This window comes from Shimwellia blattae DSM 4481 = NBRC 105725, assembly GCF_000262305.1.
Taxonomy (GTDB): domain Bacteria; phylum Pseudomonadota; class Gammaproteobacteria; order Enterobacterales; family Enterobacteriaceae; genus Shimwellia; species Shimwellia blattae.
In genome coordinates this window covers 1,220,197-1,239,216 of the sequence record NC_017910.1, presented here as the reverse complement: position 1 = coordinate 1,239,216, position 19,020 = coordinate 1,220,197, and the positions used below count along the sequence as shown (strand labels likewise).

At 52.6% G+C, this 19,020-nt stretch carries 18 protein-coding genes and 2 pseudogenes; all 20 read right to left on the bottom strand.

Annotated features, from left to right (window positions below):
• Positions 1–85 precede the first annotated feature (85 nt).
• A pseudogene (locus EBL_RS05745) lies at positions 86–1,149 on the bottom strand (type VI secretion protein ImpA).
• Positions 1,149–1,514 carry a hypothetical protein gene (locus tag EBL_RS05740; RefSeq protein ID WP_002445109.1) on the bottom strand — a complete coding sequence of 122 codons (366 nt, stop codon included), beginning with the start codon at positions 1,512–1,514 and terminating at the stop codon, positions 1,149–1,151. The pseudogene EBL_RS05745 and the gene EBL_RS05740 overlap by 1 nt, the downstream one beginning before the upstream one ends.
• Positions 1,511–2,656, bottom strand: coding sequence for an Imm72 family immunity protein (locus EBL_RS05735; protein ID WP_002445110.1), 1,146 nt, complete (start codon positions 2,654–2,656; stop codon positions 1,511–1,513). The genes EBL_RS05740 and EBL_RS05735 overlap by 4 nt, the downstream gene beginning before the upstream one ends.
• Before the next feature lie 109 nt (positions 2,657–2,765).
• On the bottom strand, positions 2,766–3,830 hold the full coding sequence (locus EBL_RS05730; protein WP_002445113.1) for a hypothetical protein: 1,065 nt from the start codon (positions 3,828–3,830) through the stop codon (positions 2,766–2,768).
• A complete protein-coding gene (locus EBL_RS05725; RefSeq protein ID WP_002445114.1) occupies positions 3,830–4,195 on the bottom strand; it encodes a hypothetical protein in 366 nt (121 codons plus the stop codon). The genes EBL_RS05730 and EBL_RS05725 overlap by 1 nt, the downstream gene beginning before the upstream one ends.
• Before the next feature lie 36 nt (positions 4,196–4,231).
• Entirely contained in the window at positions 4,232–5,206 is a 975-nt protein-coding gene (locus tag EBL_RS05720) for a hypothetical protein (protein ID WP_002445116.1), read from the bottom strand.
• Positions 5,206–5,877: a hypothetical protein gene (locus EBL_RS05715; RefSeq protein ID WP_002445117.1), complete on the bottom strand. Its 672-nt coding sequence runs from the start codon at positions 5,875–5,877 to the stop codon at positions 5,206–5,208. The genes EBL_RS05720 and EBL_RS05715 overlap by 1 nt, the downstream gene beginning before the upstream one ends.
• A 32-nt stretch (positions 5,878–5,909) precedes the next feature.
• Positions 5,910–6,068 carry a hypothetical protein gene (locus EBL_RS20715; RefSeq protein ID WP_155847053.1) on the bottom strand — a complete coding sequence of 53 codons (159 nt, stop codon included), beginning with the start codon at positions 6,066–6,068 and terminating at the stop codon, positions 5,910–5,912.
• Positions 6,069–6,092: 24 nt separating this feature from the next.
• Positions 6,093–6,356 carry a DUF2235 domain-containing protein gene (locus EBL_RS05710; RefSeq protein WP_002445122.1) on the bottom strand — a complete coding sequence of 88 codons (264 nt, stop codon included), beginning with the start codon at positions 6,354–6,356 and terminating at the stop codon, positions 6,093–6,095.
• A 2-nt stretch (positions 6,357–6,358) separates the two neighbouring features.
• Positions 6,359–6,907, bottom strand: a complete 549-nt coding sequence (locus EBL_RS05705; RefSeq protein WP_002445123.1) for a DUF3304 domain-containing protein — start codon at positions 6,905–6,907, stop codon at positions 6,359–6,361.
• A gap of 83 nt (positions 6,908–6,990) precedes the next feature.
• Positions 6,991–7,755, bottom strand: a complete 765-nt coding sequence (locus EBL_RS05700) for a DUF4123 domain-containing protein (RefSeq protein ID WP_002445125.1) — start codon at positions 7,753–7,755, stop codon at positions 6,991–6,993.
• A gap of 2 nt (positions 7,756–7,757) precedes the next feature.
• The gene (locus EBL_RS05695; RefSeq protein WP_232001966.1) at positions 7,758–8,576 is read right to left on the bottom strand and encodes a DUF2345 domain-containing protein; all 819 of its coding nucleotides are present in this window, start codon (positions 8,574–8,576) and stop codon (positions 7,758–7,760) included.
• A gap of 57 nt (positions 8,577–8,633) precedes the next feature.
• The gene (locus EBL_RS05690; RefSeq protein ID WP_002445130.1) at positions 8,634–9,863 is read right to left on the bottom strand and encodes a DUF3396 domain-containing protein; all 1,230 of its coding nucleotides are present in this window, start codon (positions 9,861–9,863) and stop codon (positions 8,634–8,636) included.
• 9 nt (positions 9,864–9,872) lie between these two features.
• Positions 9,873–10,199, bottom strand: a pseudogene (locus EBL_RS05685) (VRR-NUC domain-containing protein); the annotation flags it as partial.
• Positions 10,200–10,322: 123 nt separating this feature from the next.
• On the bottom strand, positions 10,323–11,465 hold the full coding sequence (locus EBL_RS05680) for an Imm72 family immunity protein (RefSeq protein WP_014715914.1): 1,143 nt from the start codon (positions 11,463–11,465) through the stop codon (positions 10,323–10,325).
• The gene (locus EBL_RS05675; RefSeq protein ID WP_232001929.1) at positions 11,465–12,886 is read right to left on the bottom strand and encodes a hypothetical protein; all 1,422 of its coding nucleotides are present in this window, start codon (positions 12,884–12,886) and stop codon (positions 11,465–11,467) included. The genes EBL_RS05680 and EBL_RS05675 overlap by 1 nt, the downstream gene beginning before the upstream one ends.
• A 128-nt stretch (positions 12,887–13,014) precedes the next feature.
• Positions 13,015–15,579 carry a type VI secretion system Vgr family protein gene (locus EBL_RS05670; protein WP_002445138.1) on the bottom strand — a complete coding sequence of 855 codons (2,565 nt, stop codon included), beginning with the start codon at positions 15,577–15,579 and terminating at the stop codon, positions 13,015–13,017.
• Positions 15,580–15,583: 4 nt separating this feature from the next.
• Complete coding sequence (gene tssJ, locus EBL_RS05665; protein WP_002445139.1) at positions 15,584–16,111, bottom strand: type VI secretion system lipoprotein TssJ; 528 nt, start codon at positions 16,109–16,111, stop codon at positions 15,584–15,586.
• A gap of 62 nt (positions 16,112–16,173) precedes the next feature.
• On the bottom strand, positions 16,174–17,253 hold the full coding sequence (tssG, locus tag EBL_RS05660) for a type VI secretion system baseplate subunit TssG (protein WP_002445141.1): 1,080 nt from the start codon (positions 17,251–17,253) through the stop codon (positions 16,174–16,176).
• Positions 17,217–18,986 carry a type VI secretion system baseplate subunit TssF gene (tssF, locus tag EBL_RS05655; protein WP_002445143.1) on the bottom strand — a complete coding sequence of 590 codons (1,770 nt, stop codon included), beginning with the start codon at positions 18,984–18,986 and terminating at the stop codon, positions 17,217–17,219. Before tssF ends, tssG begins: the two co-directional genes overlap by 37 nt.
• Between the last annotated feature and the right edge of the window lie 34 nt (positions 18,987–19,020).

Sequence of the window (19,020 nt, the reverse complement as noted above, 5' to 3'; positions counted from 1 at the left end):
CGCTCCACACGGGCGGCGTTAATTATCGTTCTCTCCTTCACCTTGCTGCGCAGTTCATCTAATGAGGGCGAATTACGCAGTATGATCAATTCCCCTCATCAGGCGTCACAGCAAACACGCTACCACCATCATCCCTTTCCAGCAGCGACCAACGGGCCGGATGTTTCTGACCATGCTTATCTTCAAATTCCGGCATCACCTGTCCGGCGCAAGTGTGAGTATATTGCGTTGCACCGTTAATAATGGTTGCCCAGCGGCCAATGAACGGTGCAAAAACGCCGCTCCAGCAGGTAATACGCTCCCTTTCTTCCTGTAGGATTTTCTTCTCATGCAACGGCCAGTTATAAAGCTCCTCCGGTTTCCCCTCTGGAAAAAAACCACCCGGCGGCACATCGATATATTCACCTTCGATACGACGGATCAGTGTCCAACCTGTTTTGGCCCATTGAGACTTTTTCCAACTATACTACTTTCTCCACTTCTGCTGACATAATTACCTCTCTCTAACCCCTGACGTGCTGATGCGGGTTGCCCATAATCAGCAGGAATAAATCTTGCTGGTGCGAAATCTATATCAGGCAGATAAATACCAGTTTGAGTTGGAATCTCACCTAATTCGATTCGAACTGCCTGATCAAGCTCATATCGTGGAATCGAGTTTGGAATATCATCAAAGGTATAGACCCCCTCACCATCATAAGTTAAGTCTCCTTCACTCCAGGACCCTCTAATTGTCACAGATAGCCGCTTATCTAATTCTGTGGCACGACTTTCAATATCAAATATTTTTGCTATCTCTTCTTCCGTCATCCAACCGTCCCAGCATTCGGTAATGCCTTTGCGAATATCACTCATAGTATGACCTATGTTAAATGCTCTGATATCATTATGGGTACGCAAAATAAATGCTTCTGTATACCGCTCTCTGGCGGATCGAATATTTTCCATCACGCGATTTCCCCACACCATATCAGCCTGTTGCCACAAAGGCAGTTTATGGCTGTTTAGCGGCATTTCTCTCAGATAACGGGAAAATGCGGCTTCATGAGCGTCAATATAGGCAATAATCGCATCGCGCGTTGCGGCATAATGTTCAGGAGAAATAAACTTCTCCAGCAGGTAGCACTCCTGAGGATGTAATACAGCCATTATTTTTTATCCTTTGGTTCGTACCAGTTATGGGTATTTTCCAGTTTCGGCAACCCCAGATACGGATAAACAGGGTCATTAGTGGTATCACCATATCCCCAGCCTGTTTTCTGCCGTGGCCCGGTGTACTCTTTTTTTAGTTGTGACGGATCAAGCACTATCTGCACCGCTCCACCTTCCAGTGAAAACTCTGGTGCATTTTGATTAATTTGCGTACCTGCACGCCCTTCCCAGACTTTTAATTGCTGACCTGGAGGGTACCGCGCCCCCCGTTCTCCCTGTTGACAATGTGGCCCTGATTCAGCGCCGTGGCCCCGAACGGGATACTGAGGACAATATGAAGGTGAATCGCGCAGTATGATCAACTCTCCTCATCTGGGGTCACAGCAAATACACTGCCACCATCATCCTTGTCAATAAGACTCCACTCCGCCGGGATGCGTATTTCGGGTACATACATATCATGCTGATATTTCGTGGCCTCTGGCATAATCACTCCTGCCTGAACATCAATAAACTGTTGATGACCTCCGCTAAGCGTGGCCCACTGTCCGGAATACGGGCACTGTTCACCACTCCGGCAGGTAATACGTTTACCCGGAGCATCATCCAGAAAATACTCTGACTCATCCGGGGTAATACCGTCACAGTAGCGCGTATCTTCCCAGACCAGACGCCAGTGAACATCACGGTAACGAATGGGGTCATCAGTGATGAGCATTTCCTTATCGCTCTCCATCAATACATCATAATAAATCTGACGTGGGGCCTTCATTCCGCGAATAAAATAGTTGTACGCCCCGAGATTTTTAAAACCGCTGATACCATCTTTAATCACCAGAAACTTATGGTTGTACAAAATATTTACCGGCTCCCAGATACCATCACAGGGTACCGGATCATCAGTTTTTATAATAATGTCTCTGCGTTCAGGGACGGGGGGAAGATTTCCAGGAAAAACAGGGTATGCAAGCTGAGTCAAATTATAGTTATAATTTTTAGGATCAAGCAAATATTCTGCATCAAAGAAATTACAGACATTATCATGCGGTGGATAAATTAAATTATCGCCCCAAAACTCTGCGGCAATGCGCCACTTATTAATTTTTTCTATTTCCGGGGGATAAGGTTCCCGTTGCCCGCCACGCTCGTCATGACAAGGCCAATAAAAGTACTTCTCAATTAAACTTACCGGCCGAAAAAGTTGATCGAACTCACCTGTTTTTATCTGCCATACCTGCCGGTTGCCCACAGCCAACTCCGGTAATCCTTCATCATAAAGGCGCAGGGCATCGTATGCCCAGATAATAACCTCTTTATCAAACCCTTTCGTAATTTCCTCCGGCCAGGTTCTCAGCGCATGTTCATATTTTTCAGTAAAGCATGCCCAGGCATCCCGTTTGCGCTGCCACAGGGTATAGCTGCTCAGCCGCTGTAACAGCCAGAACAGCCTGCGACGCACCTGCTCATCGCTCATCGGATATTTTGTTTTTTCGATACTCATCATTGTTCACCTCCTGTCGTTGTCTGGCGCTCCACACGGGCGGCGTTAATTATCGTTATCTCCTTCACCTTGCTGCGCAGTTCATCTAATGAGGGCAAATTACGCAGTATGATCAATTCCCCTCCTCAGGCGTCACAGCAAACACGCTGCCACCATCATCCCTTTCCAGCAGCGACCAACGGGCCGGATGTTTCTGACCATGCTTATCTTCAAATTCCGGCATCACCTGTCCGGCGTGAGTGTGAGTATATTGCGTTGTGCCGTTAATAATGGTTGCCCAGCGGCCAATGAACGGTGCAAAAACGCCGCTCCAGCAGGTAATACGCTCCCTTTCTTCCTGTAGGATTTTCTTCTCATGCAACGGCCAGTTATAAAGCTCTTCCGGTTTTCCTTCAGGGAAAAAACCTTCTGGCGGGACATCAATAAACGCACCTTCAACACGACGGATCAGCGTCCAGCCTGTTTTGGCCCACTCAGACTTTTTCCAGCTATAGCTCCGTTTGCCATCTCTGCTAACGTAATCGCTTCGCAGTATTCCCTGCCTGGCTTCAGGCGGTTCACCAAAATCTGCTGGTATAAACCGGGCTGGTGCAAAATCAATGTCCGGCAAATAAATGCCTGTCTGTACAGGATTATCACCTGACTCTATACGAACGGTCAGGTCAAGTTCATATCGAGGTATCCTAGAAGGAATATCATCGCTGGTATAAACACCGTTGCCATCATACGTCAAATTTCCCTCATGCCATGTCGCATCTAATGTAACAGATAGCCTTCGATCTAACTCTGCTGCTATACCATCAAGCTCAGATATCTTTTGTATTTCCTCTTCCGTCATCCAGCCATTCCAGCATTCGGTAATACCTTTGTGAATATCACTCATCGTATGACCAATATTGAATGCTTGAATATTATCATGAGTTCTCAGAATTAAAGCTTCAGTATAACGCTCTCTGGCGGAGCGAATATTGGGCATCACACGATTTCCCCACACCATATCAGCTTGCTGCCATAAAGGTAGCTTACGGTTGTTTAGCGGCATTTCTCGCAAGTAACGAGAAAAGGCGGCCTCATGAGCATCTATATAAGCAATAATTGCATCGCGGGTTGCGGCGTAATGTTCTGGGGAAATGAATTTCTCCAGCAAATAACATTCCTGCGGGTGTAATACAGCCATTATTTTTTTGTCCTTTGGTTCATACCAGTTATGGGTATTTTCCAGCTCTGGAAACCCCTGATACGGATAAACAAGATCGTTAACCGCATCACCATATCCCTAGCCTGTTTTCTGACGCGGACCAGTGTAATTTTTTTCAATTGAGTTGGATCAAGTACAATTTGTATTGCGTCACCTTCAAGTGTGAACTCTGGAGCATTTTCATTTGTCTGGGTACTCACTCGTCCCTCACAGACTTTCAGTGGCTGCCCAGGAAGGATAGTATAAGTAACAAACTCACCGTGTTCATTCCAGCGTTTCCATACGGCAAAACGACGCCCCCAGTCACTTTTACTGGTTAATTTGTCGAACTCAACTTTCTGCATTCAGAAAGTATTTTTTATGATTTTATTAAAATACTGTTATCTGGCCTTTTCCGGCATCACCTGTCCGGCGTGAGTGTGAGTATATTGCGTTGTGCCGTTAATAATGGTTGCCCAGCGGCCAATGAACGGTGCAAAAACGCCGCTCCAGCAGGTAATACGTTCCCTCTCTTCCTGCAAAAGTTTCTTTTCACGCTGTGGCCAGTTATAAAGCTCCTCCGGTTTCCCCTCTGGAAAAAAACCACCCGGCGGCACATCGATATATTCACCTTCGATACGACGGATCAGTGTCCAGCCTGTTTTGGCCCACTCAGACTTTTTCCAGCTATAACTAGGCTTTCCATCGATTCCAACATAATCACTTCGTTCAATCCCCATGTTTGCCTCTGGAGGAAGATGATAGCTGGCTGGGATAAAGCAGGCTGGAGCAAAATCTATGTCTGGTAAATATATACCAGTTTGGACTGGTTTTTCGTCTGCTTCTATACGAACTGAATGATCGAGCTCATAGCGAGGGATCTCAGCAGGCAATGGGTTAGCGCTGATAATACTTTCAGCGCGATAAGTCAGACGCCCTTCTTTCCAACCGCCAGAAATTGTGGTTGATAGTTGTTGATCTAATTTGTATGCAATTCCTTGAAGTTTAGATATTGTTTCGATTTCCTCTTCCGTCATCCAGCCGTCCCAACATTCGGTAATGCCCTTGCCAATATTGCTCATCGCATGACCGATGTTAAATGCCTGGATATCATTGTGGGTGCGTAAAATATACGCCTGCGTATACCGATCTTTCATTGGACGAATGTTGGGTAGTACCCGGTTTCCCCAAACCATATCAGCCCGTTGCCAAAGCGGAAATTTACGGTTATTTAACGGCATTTCTCTCAGATAACGGGCAAATGCGGCTTCATGAGCGTCAATATAGGCAATAATCGCATCGCGCGTTGCGGCGTAATGTTCAGGAGAAATAAACTTCTCCAGCAGGTAGCATTCCTGAGGATGTAATACAGCCATTATTTTTTATCCTTTGGTTCGTACCAGTTATGGGTATTTTCCAGTTTCGGCAACCCCAGATACGGATAAACAGGGTCATTAGTGGTATCACCATATCCCCAGCCTGTTTTCTGCCGTGGCCCGGTGTACTCTTTTTTTAGTTGTGACGGATCAAGCACTATCTGCACCGCTCCACCTTCCAGTGAAAACTCTGGTGCATTTTGATTAATTTGCGTACCTGCACGCCCTTCCCAGACCTTTAATTGCTGACCTGGTGGAACGGTATAGGTCACATACTCACCGTTTTCATTCCAGCTCTTCCACACAGCAAAACGCCGCCGCCAGTCATTTTTGCTGGTTAATTTGTCGAACTCAGACTTACGCATCCAGCAGATATTGTTATCGCTGGAGGAAGGGTCAACTACACGATAAAGAACTGTACCAGTAGGGATTTCAGCAGCCTGCATAGAGTCGTCGAAAGTATTGTACTTACTTCTTAATGCTGGGTTTTTACTGGTATCACTGATATCAGGCCAGCCTTCTTTTACCGCTTTAACATTTTCAAGTTCTTCAAGAGCTTGATATCTAGGTTTGCCTACCCCCACATCAACCCAATCCGGCTTCTCGCGCCTGAAATACGTCAGTTCTTCACTGGCACGGGCTCCACCATACAAATGAGCGTTATCACCCACATGCGCACGAAACGCATTGTCCCCCTCAACTCTCAGGCGGTTCGCCAGATGTTCAAGAGTTTCTTTTTCATCTCATCGCGGACGTCCTGATTGCTGGCGCCGCCCAGTTTCGCTTTGACGACATCTTTCAGTGCATCGACAGGCTGAGATTTCCCGCTCTCCAGTACCGATTTGCCGGTCCCGTCCATCACCTGCTGAAGTGCTTCCCCCTCTCTTTAGAGAAAGGGCGTGCCCAGCCCGGATATGTAGTGCTTTTGATATGATTCTGTAGAGGTGTTTTTTTCAGGCATTGGATATGCCCGGTACAGCCTGGCAATATTGCTCAGCCGGTTTTCTGGCGCGTCCTGCTCGATATTGCGCCCCACGCCGTCAAAGAAGAACCCGATATGCAGTATCCGCGAGCAGTTCCCCAGCCGGTAATCGCAGGCCTGCTGTGCCCGGTGTGCAGCCGCGATAATCGCGTCCAAATCCATTTCCATGGTCACTTATCCTCTGTGTGCAGTTGTGACGGAGTGTACTTCGGGCTACGCGGGTCGTAGGGCGAGAATGCGTTATCACTCCACCCCAGCAGCACCCGGTCACCCGGTAAAAAATGGACGTGCAAATCGTTCTCACCCCGCTTGCGTTCTGGCAGCGGCATCACCAGCCGCCGCTGTTCCAGCCGCATTCCTGCATCGTACTGTGGCCCGGTGACATCCAGCGTCCAGATCACCTCGGCAGTCTTCCCGCTGATACTGCCGCAGCAGGTTGTTGCTCCATTTTCACCCGCATACTTATTACCGGGGTCAAAAGCCCCGGCATTCCCTCCCGCCATGCCGTTCACGCTGAACCCCAGAATGGGCCGGTCAATTTTGCTGTGAATAATCAGCGTCACGCCGCCCATCGGCGGGGCCCAGAACATCACCCACACTATCCACCCGAGCAGAAACACCACCGGCAGAGACAGCACGCCCCAGAGCCACACTTTTCGTCGGGCATAAAACCGGTTTATCGCAGAATCAACACGTTCAAGTTTTCCCCAAAATCCCATCATCACTCCCAGTTATGTTATTCGTTAGTGTGCATTCAGGGTCATCCGATTGCCCCTTGCGTATTGCGAGCCATATCTGGTGTTCAGGGGCTCATAGTACGCGTCAGCACACCCGATTCCGGCATATTCCCCCCATTAAGGAAAAAAAGAGCATATAATATTCGATTTTTGGACTTATCCAGTTTCAGGCACTCAGCTTTCTTCAAAGCCTTTATCACCATCAGTCGCTGCGCACACGGTGGGAACGCCCTGCTGGTCGGCATTTTTTGCCATTCTCTCAACACGCTGGTCACTTCCGGCTTATCCGTGATCTGCTGCCAGGTCGCTTTATCAAGCCTGATAATATGATTAGTGGGCTTATCTACTTCTGGGGGATTTATGGCAAGCGTTTGCCACTGCGTTTCGCCAGGAAGCCACCATTGTGTGATGCCGTTGAACAGAAAGGCATGCCAGTCGTTCTCGGCACACTGCGCCAGCACACCGATAACATGGCTCGCATAGAAGCGCGTCAGCGCCGTAGAACCATCAGGTTGCACAATAGTGCATCCACGTGATAGCTGCACTGCCAGCATTGATGAATAACGCGTTGAAACAATGACTGCGGCACATCCCGGTAAAGACGTCAGATAATCAGGTAACTGCTCTGCATTATCAATTTCCAGCAACCAGGGACCGTAGTTCTGAAATTCTGTCAATTGAGGATGGATATACAGAGAATGCAGCCTGTGGGCATGCTGCTCTTTAAGTACCAGAAAATCGGCCTCCGGCTGCGCTCCGGCTTCAAACAGCAGGCTGATGTTCTCGTCTGAACAGCAGGATAACGCTGTAATGAGTTTTGTACTGTCCATTTTTATGCTCCCTGCACTATCGCATCATTCGCCTGAATAGCTTTAAGCAGACAAGGAATACAAATTTTATTTTCGATTGGCGGGTACAAGTCTGGCATTTCTATCCTCTGCGAAGCCCCACCTTCCGTGTCCAGCCGGCTGGCCTTGCGGGTATACGTCCCCGCCGTCTCGTACTTGATTTGTCCCTGCTCAATGAGAATGGAGTTTCCGCCCCCCACCAGGCGTATGCGCTTCTTCCCGGCCAGCAGCATCTCTTTTGCTGAGATGAGGGTCAGTTTCTGCTCCGCACTCAGGTGCATCACCCCATTCTGCGCCTGAAACTGGACCGGCCCCTGTGCCGAAATCAGGCTCAGCTTGCCGTGTTGGGCAAACATCCCCACGCTGTCTCCGGCCAGGCCGGTGATATGTCCCTCAGCGCCAATGCTGATATCCCCGCCCGCATTCAGGGCGAGATTGTCAGCGGCCGCCAGTTGCAGATGCTCAGCGCTGGTAAACGCCATCCCCCCGGGGGCTGAGAAGTGAAGCACCTCATTGAGGGTCTTCAGGCGTGTGGTAAACATCGCCTGCTGGCTGGCGATATCGGCCCCCAGGGCTTTCGCCTGCCGGGTAGCGATGGCCAACTCCCCGATTTGAGCGCGTATGGTCTCTATCTCACGAAGTGCCACATCCATATCCAGCACATCGCCCTCGCCGTGCACTTTGCCATCGGCGGTGACCAGCAGCCCTTTTGCCACACGAATTACACCGAACTCATCGGTCCGCAGCTCAAAGCCGGTACCGCGCCCCCCGTTCTCCCTGTTGACAATGTGGCCCTGATTCAGCGCCGTGGCCCCGAACGGGGTACTGAGGACAATATGAAGGCGAATCGCGCAGTATGATCAACTCTCCTCATCTGGGGTCACAGCAAACACACTGCCACCATCATCCCTTTCCAGCAGCGACCAACGGGCCGGATGTTTCTGACCATGCTTATCTTCAAATTCAGGCATAATCTGCCCGGCACGGGTTTGGGTGTACCGTGTCTCCCCGTTAATAATGGTGGCCCATCGCCCGTCAAACGGGGATTTTTCACCACTCCAGCAAGTGATCCTGACCGGATCCCAGGACTTACCTTCATCTTCTTTATCCAGCACTGCACTGGCTTCATCGAAGCGAGCAAACCATGCCATGGAGGATGCTTCCTCGAACTGGAAGTTTTCGTATTCGCAGTAGAAATGCAGACCGTTATGCCCGTCGTATCTAATAGGTTTAATTAACTGATTCACTTTCACCAGCAATGGGGGCAACTCTTCAGTTTTCGTCTCACCCAGACCCGGCGGTAGCACTCCTGCCTTGAGGATAAGCCCGCCATTATAGGGAAGCAGTTCAATCTCAGAGGTGTTATTCAGTCGGTGGGCCAGTTTCTCTGCCCCGCCAAGTTTTTCCAGCCAGGGGTTGCCCAGAATGGTATACCAGCAGGGACCTTTGAGACCCTCCACAGCCTCGCCGCCCTCAAGTGTTCCCAGAGAATCCACCATCACGCCCGGAAAACGCTGAGCCAGTTTGTATTCGTAAGGGAACATTCGATGAAATTCGTACGGCAGAACAAACGACAGACCAGCGTAACCACTTTCAACGGCAAATGATTCACACAACCACATAATCCAGGCCTGATAATGTGTGTTCCCATCAGGCTCTTTCAGCAGAGAGAGGGGAAAGGTTAACTTGATTACCGAACGATCGTTTTCATTATGGAAAATTCGTGTATTCATCACCAGGATACTGTAGTCCGGTGCTTCGTAATCCTTCTCCACACTACCGAGATACCAAGAAGCAGTTTCTTCTTCAGATAAAGCTAAAAGTTGTTGCCGTTTTTTCTGATAGTTATTTCCCGTGATCCCAACCCATTTATTACCATACACTGTCTTTTTCAGGCCCGATTTAAATTCAGCGTAATAGCGATCCACACACTCCACCATCTTCTGGCGCACTTCGGGTAAATGACCATCTTTAAAAAATACGGTAATTATCAGTCCAAGATTCACCGCCTGACTGCCGTCTTTATATTTCACGGACGCTTCCGGCAACCATTGCTCGATATAATTCAGGTCTACATCATTCAGTTTCATTATCATTCCTTACTGGATTGCCAGCGTGCCGACCGCTCCGGCACCCAGAACAGCAGCCAGCACTTCCCAGGCACTTATCGCCAGACGAATAATCAGTAAAAACGCGACCAGCAGGGCTTCCGGGACACCTAATGTCACCACCAGAGCCCCTACCCCCACCGCGACAAGCACCACGCCAACGGTGACTGCCACATCCGTCAGTACCTGTACCCAGTCGACCTGTTTCAGCATATCCAGCGTTATATCGGTGGCTTTCTGGATTTTCAGCCATGCAGCCCGGAGTTGTTCATCCGTCCATGACGCCGCTGCACGCCATGTCTGACTGACCCACCGCCACGGCTTTCCCTGCATAGGTCCAGGGTTCAATTTTTTCAGGTACCGGGGGGGGGGCAGGTGTGGACGTAGAGGAAAAACCAGCGTAAAGCATCTCGTATAATGAGGGCGAAGCGCTCAGTATGATCAACTCTCCTCATCTGGGGTCACAGCAAATACACTGCCACCATCATCCCTGTCAATAAGACTCCACTCCGCCGGGATGCGTATTTCAGGTACATACATATCATGCTGATATTTCGTGGCCTCTGGCATAATCACTCCTGCCTGAACATCAATAAACTGTTGATGACCTCCGCTAAGCGTGGCCCACTGTCCGGAATGCGGGCACTGTTCACCACTCCGGCAGGTAATACGTTTACCCGGAGCATCATCCAGAAAATACTCTGACTCATCCGGGATAATACCGTCACAGTAGCGCGTATCTTCCCAGACCAGACGCCAGTGAACATCACGGTAACGAATGGGGTCATCAGTGATGAGCATTTCCTTATCGCTCTCCATCAATACATCATAATAAATCTGACGTGGGGCCTTCATTCCGCGAATAAAATAGTTGTACGCCCCGAGATTTTTAAAACCGCTGATACCGTCTTTAATCACCAGAAACTTATGGTTGTACAAAATATTTACCGGCTCCCAGATACCATCACAGGGTACCGGATCATCAGTTTTTATAATAATGTCTCTGCGTTCAGGGACGGGGGGAAGATTTCCAGGAAAAACAGGGTATGCAAGCTGAGTCAAATTATAGTTATAATTTTTAGGATCAAGCAAATATTCTGCATCAAAGAAATTACAGACATTATCATGCGGTGGATAAATTAAATTATCGCCCCAAAACTCTGCGGCAATGCGCCACTTATTAATTTTTTCTATTTCCGGGGGATAAGGTTCCCGTTGCCCGCCACGCTCGTCATGACAAGGCCAATAAAAGTACTTCTCAATTAAACTCACCGGACGAAAAAGTTGATCGAACTCGCCTGTTTTTATCTGCCATACCTGCCGGTTGCCCGCCGCCAGTTCCGGTAATCCTTCATCATAAAGGCGCAACGCTTCATATGCCCTGATAATACTTTTCGGATGAAATCCCTTCGTTATCTCTTCCGGCCAGGTTTTCAGCGCATGTTCATATTTTTCAGTAAAGCATGCCCAGGCATCCCGTTTGCGCTGCCACAGGGTGTAGCTACTTAACCGCTGTAACAGCCAGAACAGCCTGCGACGCACCTGCTCATCGCTCATCGGATATTTTGTTTTTTCGATACTCATCATTGTTCACCTCCTGTCGTTGTCTGGCGCTCCACACGGGCAGCGTTAATTATCGTTCTCTCCTTCACCTTGCTGCGCAGTTCATCATCATGCAGTTCGCGGGTATACGTGGCATAGGGCGGCTCTATCCCCTCAGGTCGGGTATAGCCATAAGTCCCCTCCACATCCTTCCAGTGAGTGGGATAAAATTCCGCCTTTACGCCATTAATTTCCACGCTGGCAGGCTGTCCGGAGGACTTGACCTGCTCACCGATGCGATTAAGCTCTTTTTTCAGCATTTTATCCAGGTTGATAATCACCTGCTCACCGCCGCCTTCAAGGTACTGATTAGGTATTTTTTGCCCGAATTGCTCAGCTATTTTACCGTGCCAGGCATTAGTGCCCGGCATCCGCGTGGCAAGGTCTTCCGGCAGATGCAACACCACAAGAAAACCGTTGCCGTTCCACTCATCCAGTACCGCCGATAGCTGTCGCCACTCCTCCGCGTGACCAGGGACTTTCTGATAGCCCCAGAATCCTCCGGCCGCCCAGGAACCGCCAGGATTTGTTGTCAGCGCAGTCTCGTTACCGAAAGCGCGAAAAATCGTACTACCCGCCATCTCGCGGGCGCTTTTGGCGGTAATTTCACCGCTGAAGGAAGCGATATCTGTAAAGACCTGTTGTCCTTTGACAAATGCCGGACTTTCCCCTTTCCAGCTAACAATATCCGGATACCCAGGCTTCGAATATTTCAGACGCAATCTGTCTTCATGTACTTCCTCAGCATGAATACTCGGAAATCGCGTTCCCTGCTTCGGCGCATCCCGCAGCGGGCGTTCTATCAGATAGGCTTCCGCTTCACGCCGTACTTCAGCCCTGCCCTTACCCGTTGCCACCGTATGGATTTCTCTTCTATACACCAGTGCCTGCAACACCCGCAGTTTTGCGTCCAGCTCTTTCAGTGCCTGTGGGATCATTTTCGACGCCAGCGGCTGCAGCGCCGCAAAACCATCCCGTACCCGGATTAAATCCGTCCGCCATCTCTCCGGCAGCATTCGCCCCACCCGGGCTTTCAGTATCTGATTAATTGCCGTAATCATGGTGTGGCAAAAACCATTCATTTTCTCAATCAGCTGCGCCTGATACTCAACCACATTCAGTTTGTTCAGCCACTTCACCGCATCACCTTCGCCGACACGGTTCAGAAACTTAATCACGTCCCTGAGCGTTTCCACATTTTCTGCCGCTTGTGTTGTTACACGCAAAGCCAGACGTCCGACACCTTTTATCACGCCGCCAATCACCGGGATCAGGGCAAACAGCAAAATCACCAGAAACAGCCATTCCGTAACGCTTTCCCGCTTTTTCGGCTCTTTTGCCAGCCCCATCGAAACCGCTATCAGGTCGCGCACTGCCGTCACATCCCCCACCAGCGGAACCATGCCTATCGCTGCATCGACAAGAATCTGGCCGATGGTCTGTTTTTCATTAAACGCCCCCTGAAGGGTTCCCCAGATCCACTGTCCGGTTTCCAGGCTGGTTTCCTTAAACCACGCAATGCCCGGCATACTCATTCAACACCTCCGCTATGTTTCGTTATCAGTACGTCAATATCGGATTCAGTCACCGACGAACCAACAAATTGCTGATTATCGGAATTATTTTTTCGTAAATAATTCCGTGCATCCGGCCCCAACTCCACCGCCATCGGGCCATCGGGCACATCATCAAGATGCAGGTAGCCTGCCCCATCAAGGTTCCCGGTACGCACAGAGCCGTCTGCCAGTGTCGCGGTAAACGGCGCACCAACCACCGGTGCGTCATCATGATAGAGGTACTGCATCAGTGCATCATTGCGGTCTTTCAGCGGGTCTGCGAGCCACGGCACATCCGGAGTCTGCGAAGCCCCACCTTCCGTGTCCAGCCGGCTGGCCTTGCGGGTATACGTCCCCGCCGTCTCGTATTTGATTTGCCCCTGCTCAATGAGGATGGAGCTTCCGCCCCCCACCAGGCGTATGCGCTTCTTCCCGGCCAGCAGCATCTCTTTTGCTGAGATGAGGGTCAGTTTCTGCTCCGCACTCAGGTGCATCACCCCGTTCTGCGCCTGAAACTGGACCGGCCCCTGTGCCGAAATCAGGCTCAGCTTGCCGTGTTGGGCAAACATCCCCACGCTGTCTCCGGCCAGGCCGGTGATATGTCCCTCAGCGCCAATGCTGATATCCCCGCCCGCATTCAGGGCGAGATTGTCAGCGGCCGCCAGTTGCAGATGCTCAGCGCTGGTAAACGCCATCCCCCCGGGGGCAGAGAAGTGCAGCACCTCATTGAGGGTCTTCAGGCGTGTGGTAAACATCGCCTGCTGGCTGGCGATATCGGCCTCCAGGGCTTTCGCCTTCCGGGTAGCGATGGCCAGCTCCCCGATTTGAGCGCGTATGGCTTCTATCTCACGAAGTGCCACATCCATATCCAGCACATGGCCTTCGCCGTGCACTTTTCCGTCGGCGGTGATAAACAGCCCTTTAGCCACACGAATAACCCCGAACTCATCGGTGCGCAGCTCAAACCCGGTACCGCGCACCCCGTTCTCCCTGTTGACGATGTGGCCCTGATTCAGCGCCGTGGCCCCGAACGGAGTACTGAGGGCAATATGCTCACTCTTGCGCTGGTCTTCCATGCGCAGTTCGTTCTGGCCCGCAGTGCGCAGGATGTTCTGGCTACGGTTGTCGCGGGTGACCACATCCGGATGCTCAGAGTCATGAAATGCACGGGCGATATACGGCCGGTCCGGGTCTCCACCGTCAAAGGCAATGCCCACTTCGGTGCCGTCAGTCAGCGGCGTGTGCCAGCCGTATATTTCCCCGGCATATGGCTTCGCCTGGCGTATCCACAGGTAGTTATAGCCCTGCGCAGCGTCCTCACGGCTGAAATCCAGCTTCACCCGGTAGCGCCCTGTTTCATCGAGATGCGCATACGGCGCATTCTTCTCATCGCTCTCTATGCGGGCGGCCAGCGTACCGGCGATAAGCGGACGTGGTATTGGCTCTGGCCTGAAGCAGAACTGCTCGCTGTAAGGCATACCCCAGACGGAGACATGCAAACGCGTGTCACGGGCCGCGCGGAAAGTGGCGAGCGTAATCACCATTCCCTCTTTCAGCTCCGGCACTTCACTGTCGCCGGTTTCCAGCACCATGCCCGGTGTCAGGTGGCTGGCGTTACTGAACAGATGCAGGCGGATGGCATTATTGAGGGCATGTTCATGCTGAATACGGGCGTAAAAGGCACCGCTTTCGGTTTCCGGCTCAGGGGTGGTGTCATCGCCCGCCTCGCGGTACGGGGCCGCATAGCGGTAGCGTTCGCCGGTGGTGGCCGCCTCGTTTCTGACGCTTGCGGTCGCATCCATTGGCGTACCGGCGGTGCGGTAGTTGTAATCCCGGGTGGTCACACTGCCGGTCACCGTGTGGTGCCACACTCTGGCATCCCACACTGCTTCGACCGCACCATCATACAGTGCGGAGGGCTCACGATATGGCAGGCGCACATCAAACTGATAACACAGCTGGCTGTCTGCCAGGGTCACCGTATCGAGCCCGGTGGTGGTGTTGACGCCTGTACAGAACCAGATACCGTCTTCTGCGAGAATGCGCTGAATAAACTGCAGGTCAGTTTCCTGCCACTGGGTGATCAGTTCGCGAACCGGGTAAGCCCGCTCCAGCCGGAATTCAAAATCCGCCCCCTCCAGCCCGTGGCTGCGCAGGATCTGCTCCACCAGTTCCGGGACGGAGACATTCTGGTACACCGCACAGCGGCGGGTGTGGGCAAGCAGCGCCAGGCGCGAGGAGAGCGTTACGGCAAAATGTGTCTGGTCCACAGTCTCCCGGAGGACCTCAAAACCAGTGATGATACCCTGTACCACCCGGCCTGAGTGCATACTGAGCGTGGCATACTTCAGCATCGCATCCCGGCGGCTGATGCCTTTCTGTGGTGTGGTGAACTCAATCCACCATTCGAACGGCGCATTCAGCGCTTCGCGCCCGCGGAAGTTCAGCACATCCGGCTTCAGGGGGCTGTCGTTAATCTCAAGACGATAGCGGGTTTGCCCGTCAAACAGCGCCAGCCAGTTATCCAGAGTTGTATCCATGTGTTTACTCCTTCACCGGGACCAGGTTCAGCCCGGTGCTGTTGAGCTGGATAGTGCGCGGCTTGTCAGGATCGAGGTCGTTGCGGCTCAGCACCAGTTTCCAGGTGTTGTTATGGATATCCGGACGATTAAACAGCCCCACCACCGCTACAAATTTCGTCTCTTCATTCATTGGCATATTGAGGGTTACGCTGCCTTTGGGTATCACCAGCAGCGACTTGCTCACCACAATGTCTTCTTTCAGCGTGGTATCCGCATCGCGCAGCAGTTTCTGGTAGTCGGCCGCGTCCACCTTCTGGCGGTCCCGGAGCTGGTAAACATGCACCATGGTGGCCAGCGGCGTCTGGCTTTCACCGGCGTTGATGGCCGCGCGGGGCTCAAAATCGAGATGCAGCACCTTTATTTTTTTGAAGAAAATAGCTCTGGTTGCGCTGACCGTGCCGTCCGATACGGCCTGAGTCAGGCCACATGCGGTAAGCAGGGAACAGAGCAATACCAGCGCAGCGCTGCGCGACAGGGAAGCGAATATCATTCGGGGTGTCCTTTTCAGCTTTCAGAAACAGGGGCGTATTGAATGTGTTGTAGGTCGGGATATCAGTCGAAACGGTAGCCACCGGGTTGTGCCGGCCGCAGAGTCTCGCAGGACAGGCCTTCACAGGTGCCAAGGCTTACGGTCAGGTGCGTGCAGGTCGCAGGGCGGCCCCGCTTCAGGCCCAGTACACCGGTGCGCCCCAGTTGTACCTGGCTTGTCTTACCCAGACGCGGTTCAGGCAGGCAGCTTACCGGTACAGTGAGGCGAAGGCGTACATCAGAGCGGTAACCCATGTACACCCGCAGCAGTACCATCAGGTCAGTGTGCAGCTGAGCGCCGGGCAGCCAGCCCTGTGCCTCTTGTGGGTTGTCGGTTGCCAGCATCAGCAGGATACGGCTGCAGGCTTCTTTCCCGGTTCTGCCGAGCGTGGCGCGCTGTGACAGGGAAACCCGGTGTCCTTTACCGAGCCCGCTGCGATTCTCTACAGGAACTTTCACCGGATCCGGGCTGATAACCGTGGCCCGGGTATCCGGGGCCAGCAGGCTCACCAGCTGGCGGATGCCTTCGGCGTTTCGGGTTGGCAGCCGCATGGTGCCCAGTAGCGCCAGGAAGCGGGAAACCGGTGTAGCCACCTGCTCTGCCGTACCCGGAATACCAAGGCCAACCAGCCCCAGCAGGCACTGAGACGTGTCATCCACACCGCCTGCCTCGAAGGTTGCCGGGTAAGCGTATTTGCGCCAGATACGGTAATACTGGGTGTGGATACGGTGGCTGAAGATATCAAGGAACGCGGTGGTGGCTTCATGCCCTTCCCGGCGCTGCGCAATATCGTCGAGACAGGCGGTCGGCAGTGGCGAATCCACGCCATACATCCCGAGAAAAGTGGTGCGCACCGTCGGCGACAGGTCCGTGTGGTCCTCATCGGTTTCGACCGCCTTCAGTTCACTGACCGGGAACCCCATGCCCGGCCACGGGCGAAAACGCACCGGGTCGGCAGCGAGTTTTTCGGTGCTGCCGAGCTTCGGCGCATCCGGTTTTTCCTGCTCCAGAAGCTGGCAGAAGCGGTAAAAATTAATCCGCCAGATGTGGCCGCTCAGCCGCTTCGTCAGCCCGGAATGTGCTGGCTGTGATTCTCTTTCCATCGCAGTCGTTTCCCTGTCGGTTGCAGCACCAGTGTGAGCTGGTTAAAGAGGTGGACATCGGCATAGAGGGCAAAGAAGCGGTGCAGCATTTCGCCAAACAGAGCGACATCGCCTTCTCCGGCAAAATTGTCCGCGTTAAGGGTGATTTCGATATCAACCCCGCGCAGCATAAAGCCCTGCTCAAAGCGGCGGATCAGGGTGTGTTTCACCGCCACAATCGCCTCCAGACGACGGCGGTTCATCTCGTCATCCGTCCAGTCGTACAGTGCCAGGGTGCCGCGCAGCACTTCCGGGTTATCCATCATGCTTAAGAAACTGGAGCCCAGGTGGCTCATCACCCGCCAGTGGAAGCGGTCGTTTGCTGGCGGGTAAATCGGCAGCGTCGGCACCGTCAGGTTCAGGACCCTGACCGGCACCTTTCCCGCCTTCACCACCCGGTCAAGTAGCGTACTTTCCAGTGAGCGGCGCGGCAGCTGGCCGTTGGTGCCGGTGATGCGGATAGAGAGCGACTCCGGGGCCTGAGACAACTGCTCCATCTCGAATGACTTGCCGCCCAGGATAAGCCATGTGTCATAAAGGCCCGAAGGTCCGCGCTTAACACGGGTATGGAAATAACGCTCCGGCGCGTCATGGCGCATCATGCCACCACGGTGGCGGAAACTGGTGAATGGTACGTACGGGTGTTTGCCATTCTTCACCGCACCGTGGATAGTGTCCACACTGTAGATTTCCGTATGCCCGTCCTGCACGCGCATCGGGCGCAGCAGGTATTCGTTCTGCAGCGGATCGGGCGTCAGCGGATCCGCTTCCAGTGAGAACAGGTTAATCACCGGCGCACAGTGCAGGCGGAAATTATCGGTCTCAAACGGCATATCTGATGGCCAGCCGCCGTCGAGCACGATATCGGTCTCAAACCAGGTGGTTTTCTGGCTCAGGCCAGCAAGCTCCAGCCCTTTAAGCTCCACAAACATAAACTTCTCGCGGAAGCTGAAATACTCCAGCAACAGCTGGTAGCCACTGAACGCTGAATCCCCTTTCGGCCACAGCCGGTCAGTGTCATCAAAGCCCATGGGTTTACACCAGCCCTCAAAGCGGACCCGCCCGGTGCGGGTCTCACTGTGGCGGATATACATCGCCTGCACCCGACGTGTCAGCGCCAGATGCAGGGCCGAAGCCACCGGGCTGTCAGCATCAAGGTAAATAGCCACCTTATCAATCCCGGCTTTCGCCCAGTCCACTTTATCCGGGCATTCGAAACGCAGACGAATAGCGGCCCGGCCATCGGGCTCAGTTTGCAGGCGGGCCTCACTCAGATGCAGCGGCTGCAGCGGTACGTCACGGGTGGTGCGATACTGGCAGACCGTGTTATCGGGGCCGACCGGGCGCGACAGGACGGAAAAGCCGTTTTCGAGTACTTCCATTTTGCGAAGCTGACGCCAGTCCGGCGTGAACGCCACTACCGACAGCGACGGGATGGTGCGCATGTAATGCGGCCAGAGCAGGCTCACCAGCCCTTCGGTCAGCTCCGGCAGGTCATCATCGAGCTTTTCACGCAGGCGGCCCATCAGAAAGGCGAAGCCCTCGAACAGACGCTCCACATACGGGTCACGGGCCCCGGTTTTATCCAGGTTAAGCATGGCCGCGCGGTCGGGGTGAGCGCGAGCAAACTCTTTACCAGCTTCGCGCAGATAGCGCATTTCGGCTTCATAGTAGCGCAGGGTTAAATCATCCATGGACGAACATCCTGAGTGTAGAAATCATCAAAAA

Coding starts and splice junctions, on each gene's coding strand:
- EBL_RS05735 (WP_002445110.1), bottom strand. CDS start 2,656: ATGATGAGTATCGAAAAAACAAAATATCCGATGAGCGATGAGCAGGTG.
- EBL_RS05730 (WP_002445113.1), bottom strand. CDS start 3,830: ATGGCTGTATTACACCCGCAGGAATGTTATTTGCTGGAGAAATTCATT.
- EBL_RS05725 (WP_002445114.1), bottom strand. CDS start 4,195: ATGCAGAAAGTTGAGTTCGACAAATTAACCAGTAAAAGTGACTGGGGG.
- EBL_RS05720 (WP_002445116.1), bottom strand. CDS start 5,206: ATGGCTGTATTACATCCTCAGGAATGCTACCTGCTGGAGAAGTTTATT.
- EBL_RS05710 (WP_002445122.1), bottom strand. CDS start 6,356: ATGGAAATGGATTTGGACGCGATTATCGCGGCTGCACACCGGGCACAG.
- EBL_RS05705 (WP_002445123.1), bottom strand. CDS start 6,907: ATGGGATTTTGGGGAAAACTTGAACGTGTTGATTCTGCGATAAACCGG.
- EBL_RS05700 (WP_002445125.1), bottom strand. CDS start 7,755: ATGGACAGTACAAAACTCATTACAGCGTTATCCTGCTGTTCAGACGAG.
- EBL_RS05690 (WP_002445130.1), bottom strand. CDS start 9,863: ATGAAACTGAATGATGTAGACCTGAATTATATCGAGCAATGGTTGCCG.
- EBL_RS05680 (WP_014715914.1), bottom strand. CDS start 11,465: ATGAGTATCGAAAAAACAAAATATCCGATGAGCGATGAGCAGGTGCGT.
- EBL_RS05675 (WP_232001929.1), bottom strand. CDS start 12,886: ATGGTTCCGCTGGTGGGGGATGTGACGGCAGTGCGCGACCTGATAGCG.
- EBL_RS05670 (WP_002445138.1), bottom strand. CDS start 15,579: ATGGATACAACTCTGGATAACTGGCTGGCGCTGTTTGACGGGCAAACC.
- tssJ (WP_002445139.1), bottom strand. CDS start 16,111: ATGATATTCGCTTCCCTGTCGCGCAGCGCTGCGCTGGTATTGCTCTGT.
- tssG (WP_002445141.1), bottom strand. CDS start 17,253: ATGGAAAGAGAATCACAGCCAGCACATTCCGGGCTGACGAAGCGGCTG.
- tssF (WP_002445143.1), bottom strand. CDS start 18,986: ATGGATGATTTAACCCTGCGCTACTATGAAGCCGAAATGCGCTATCTG.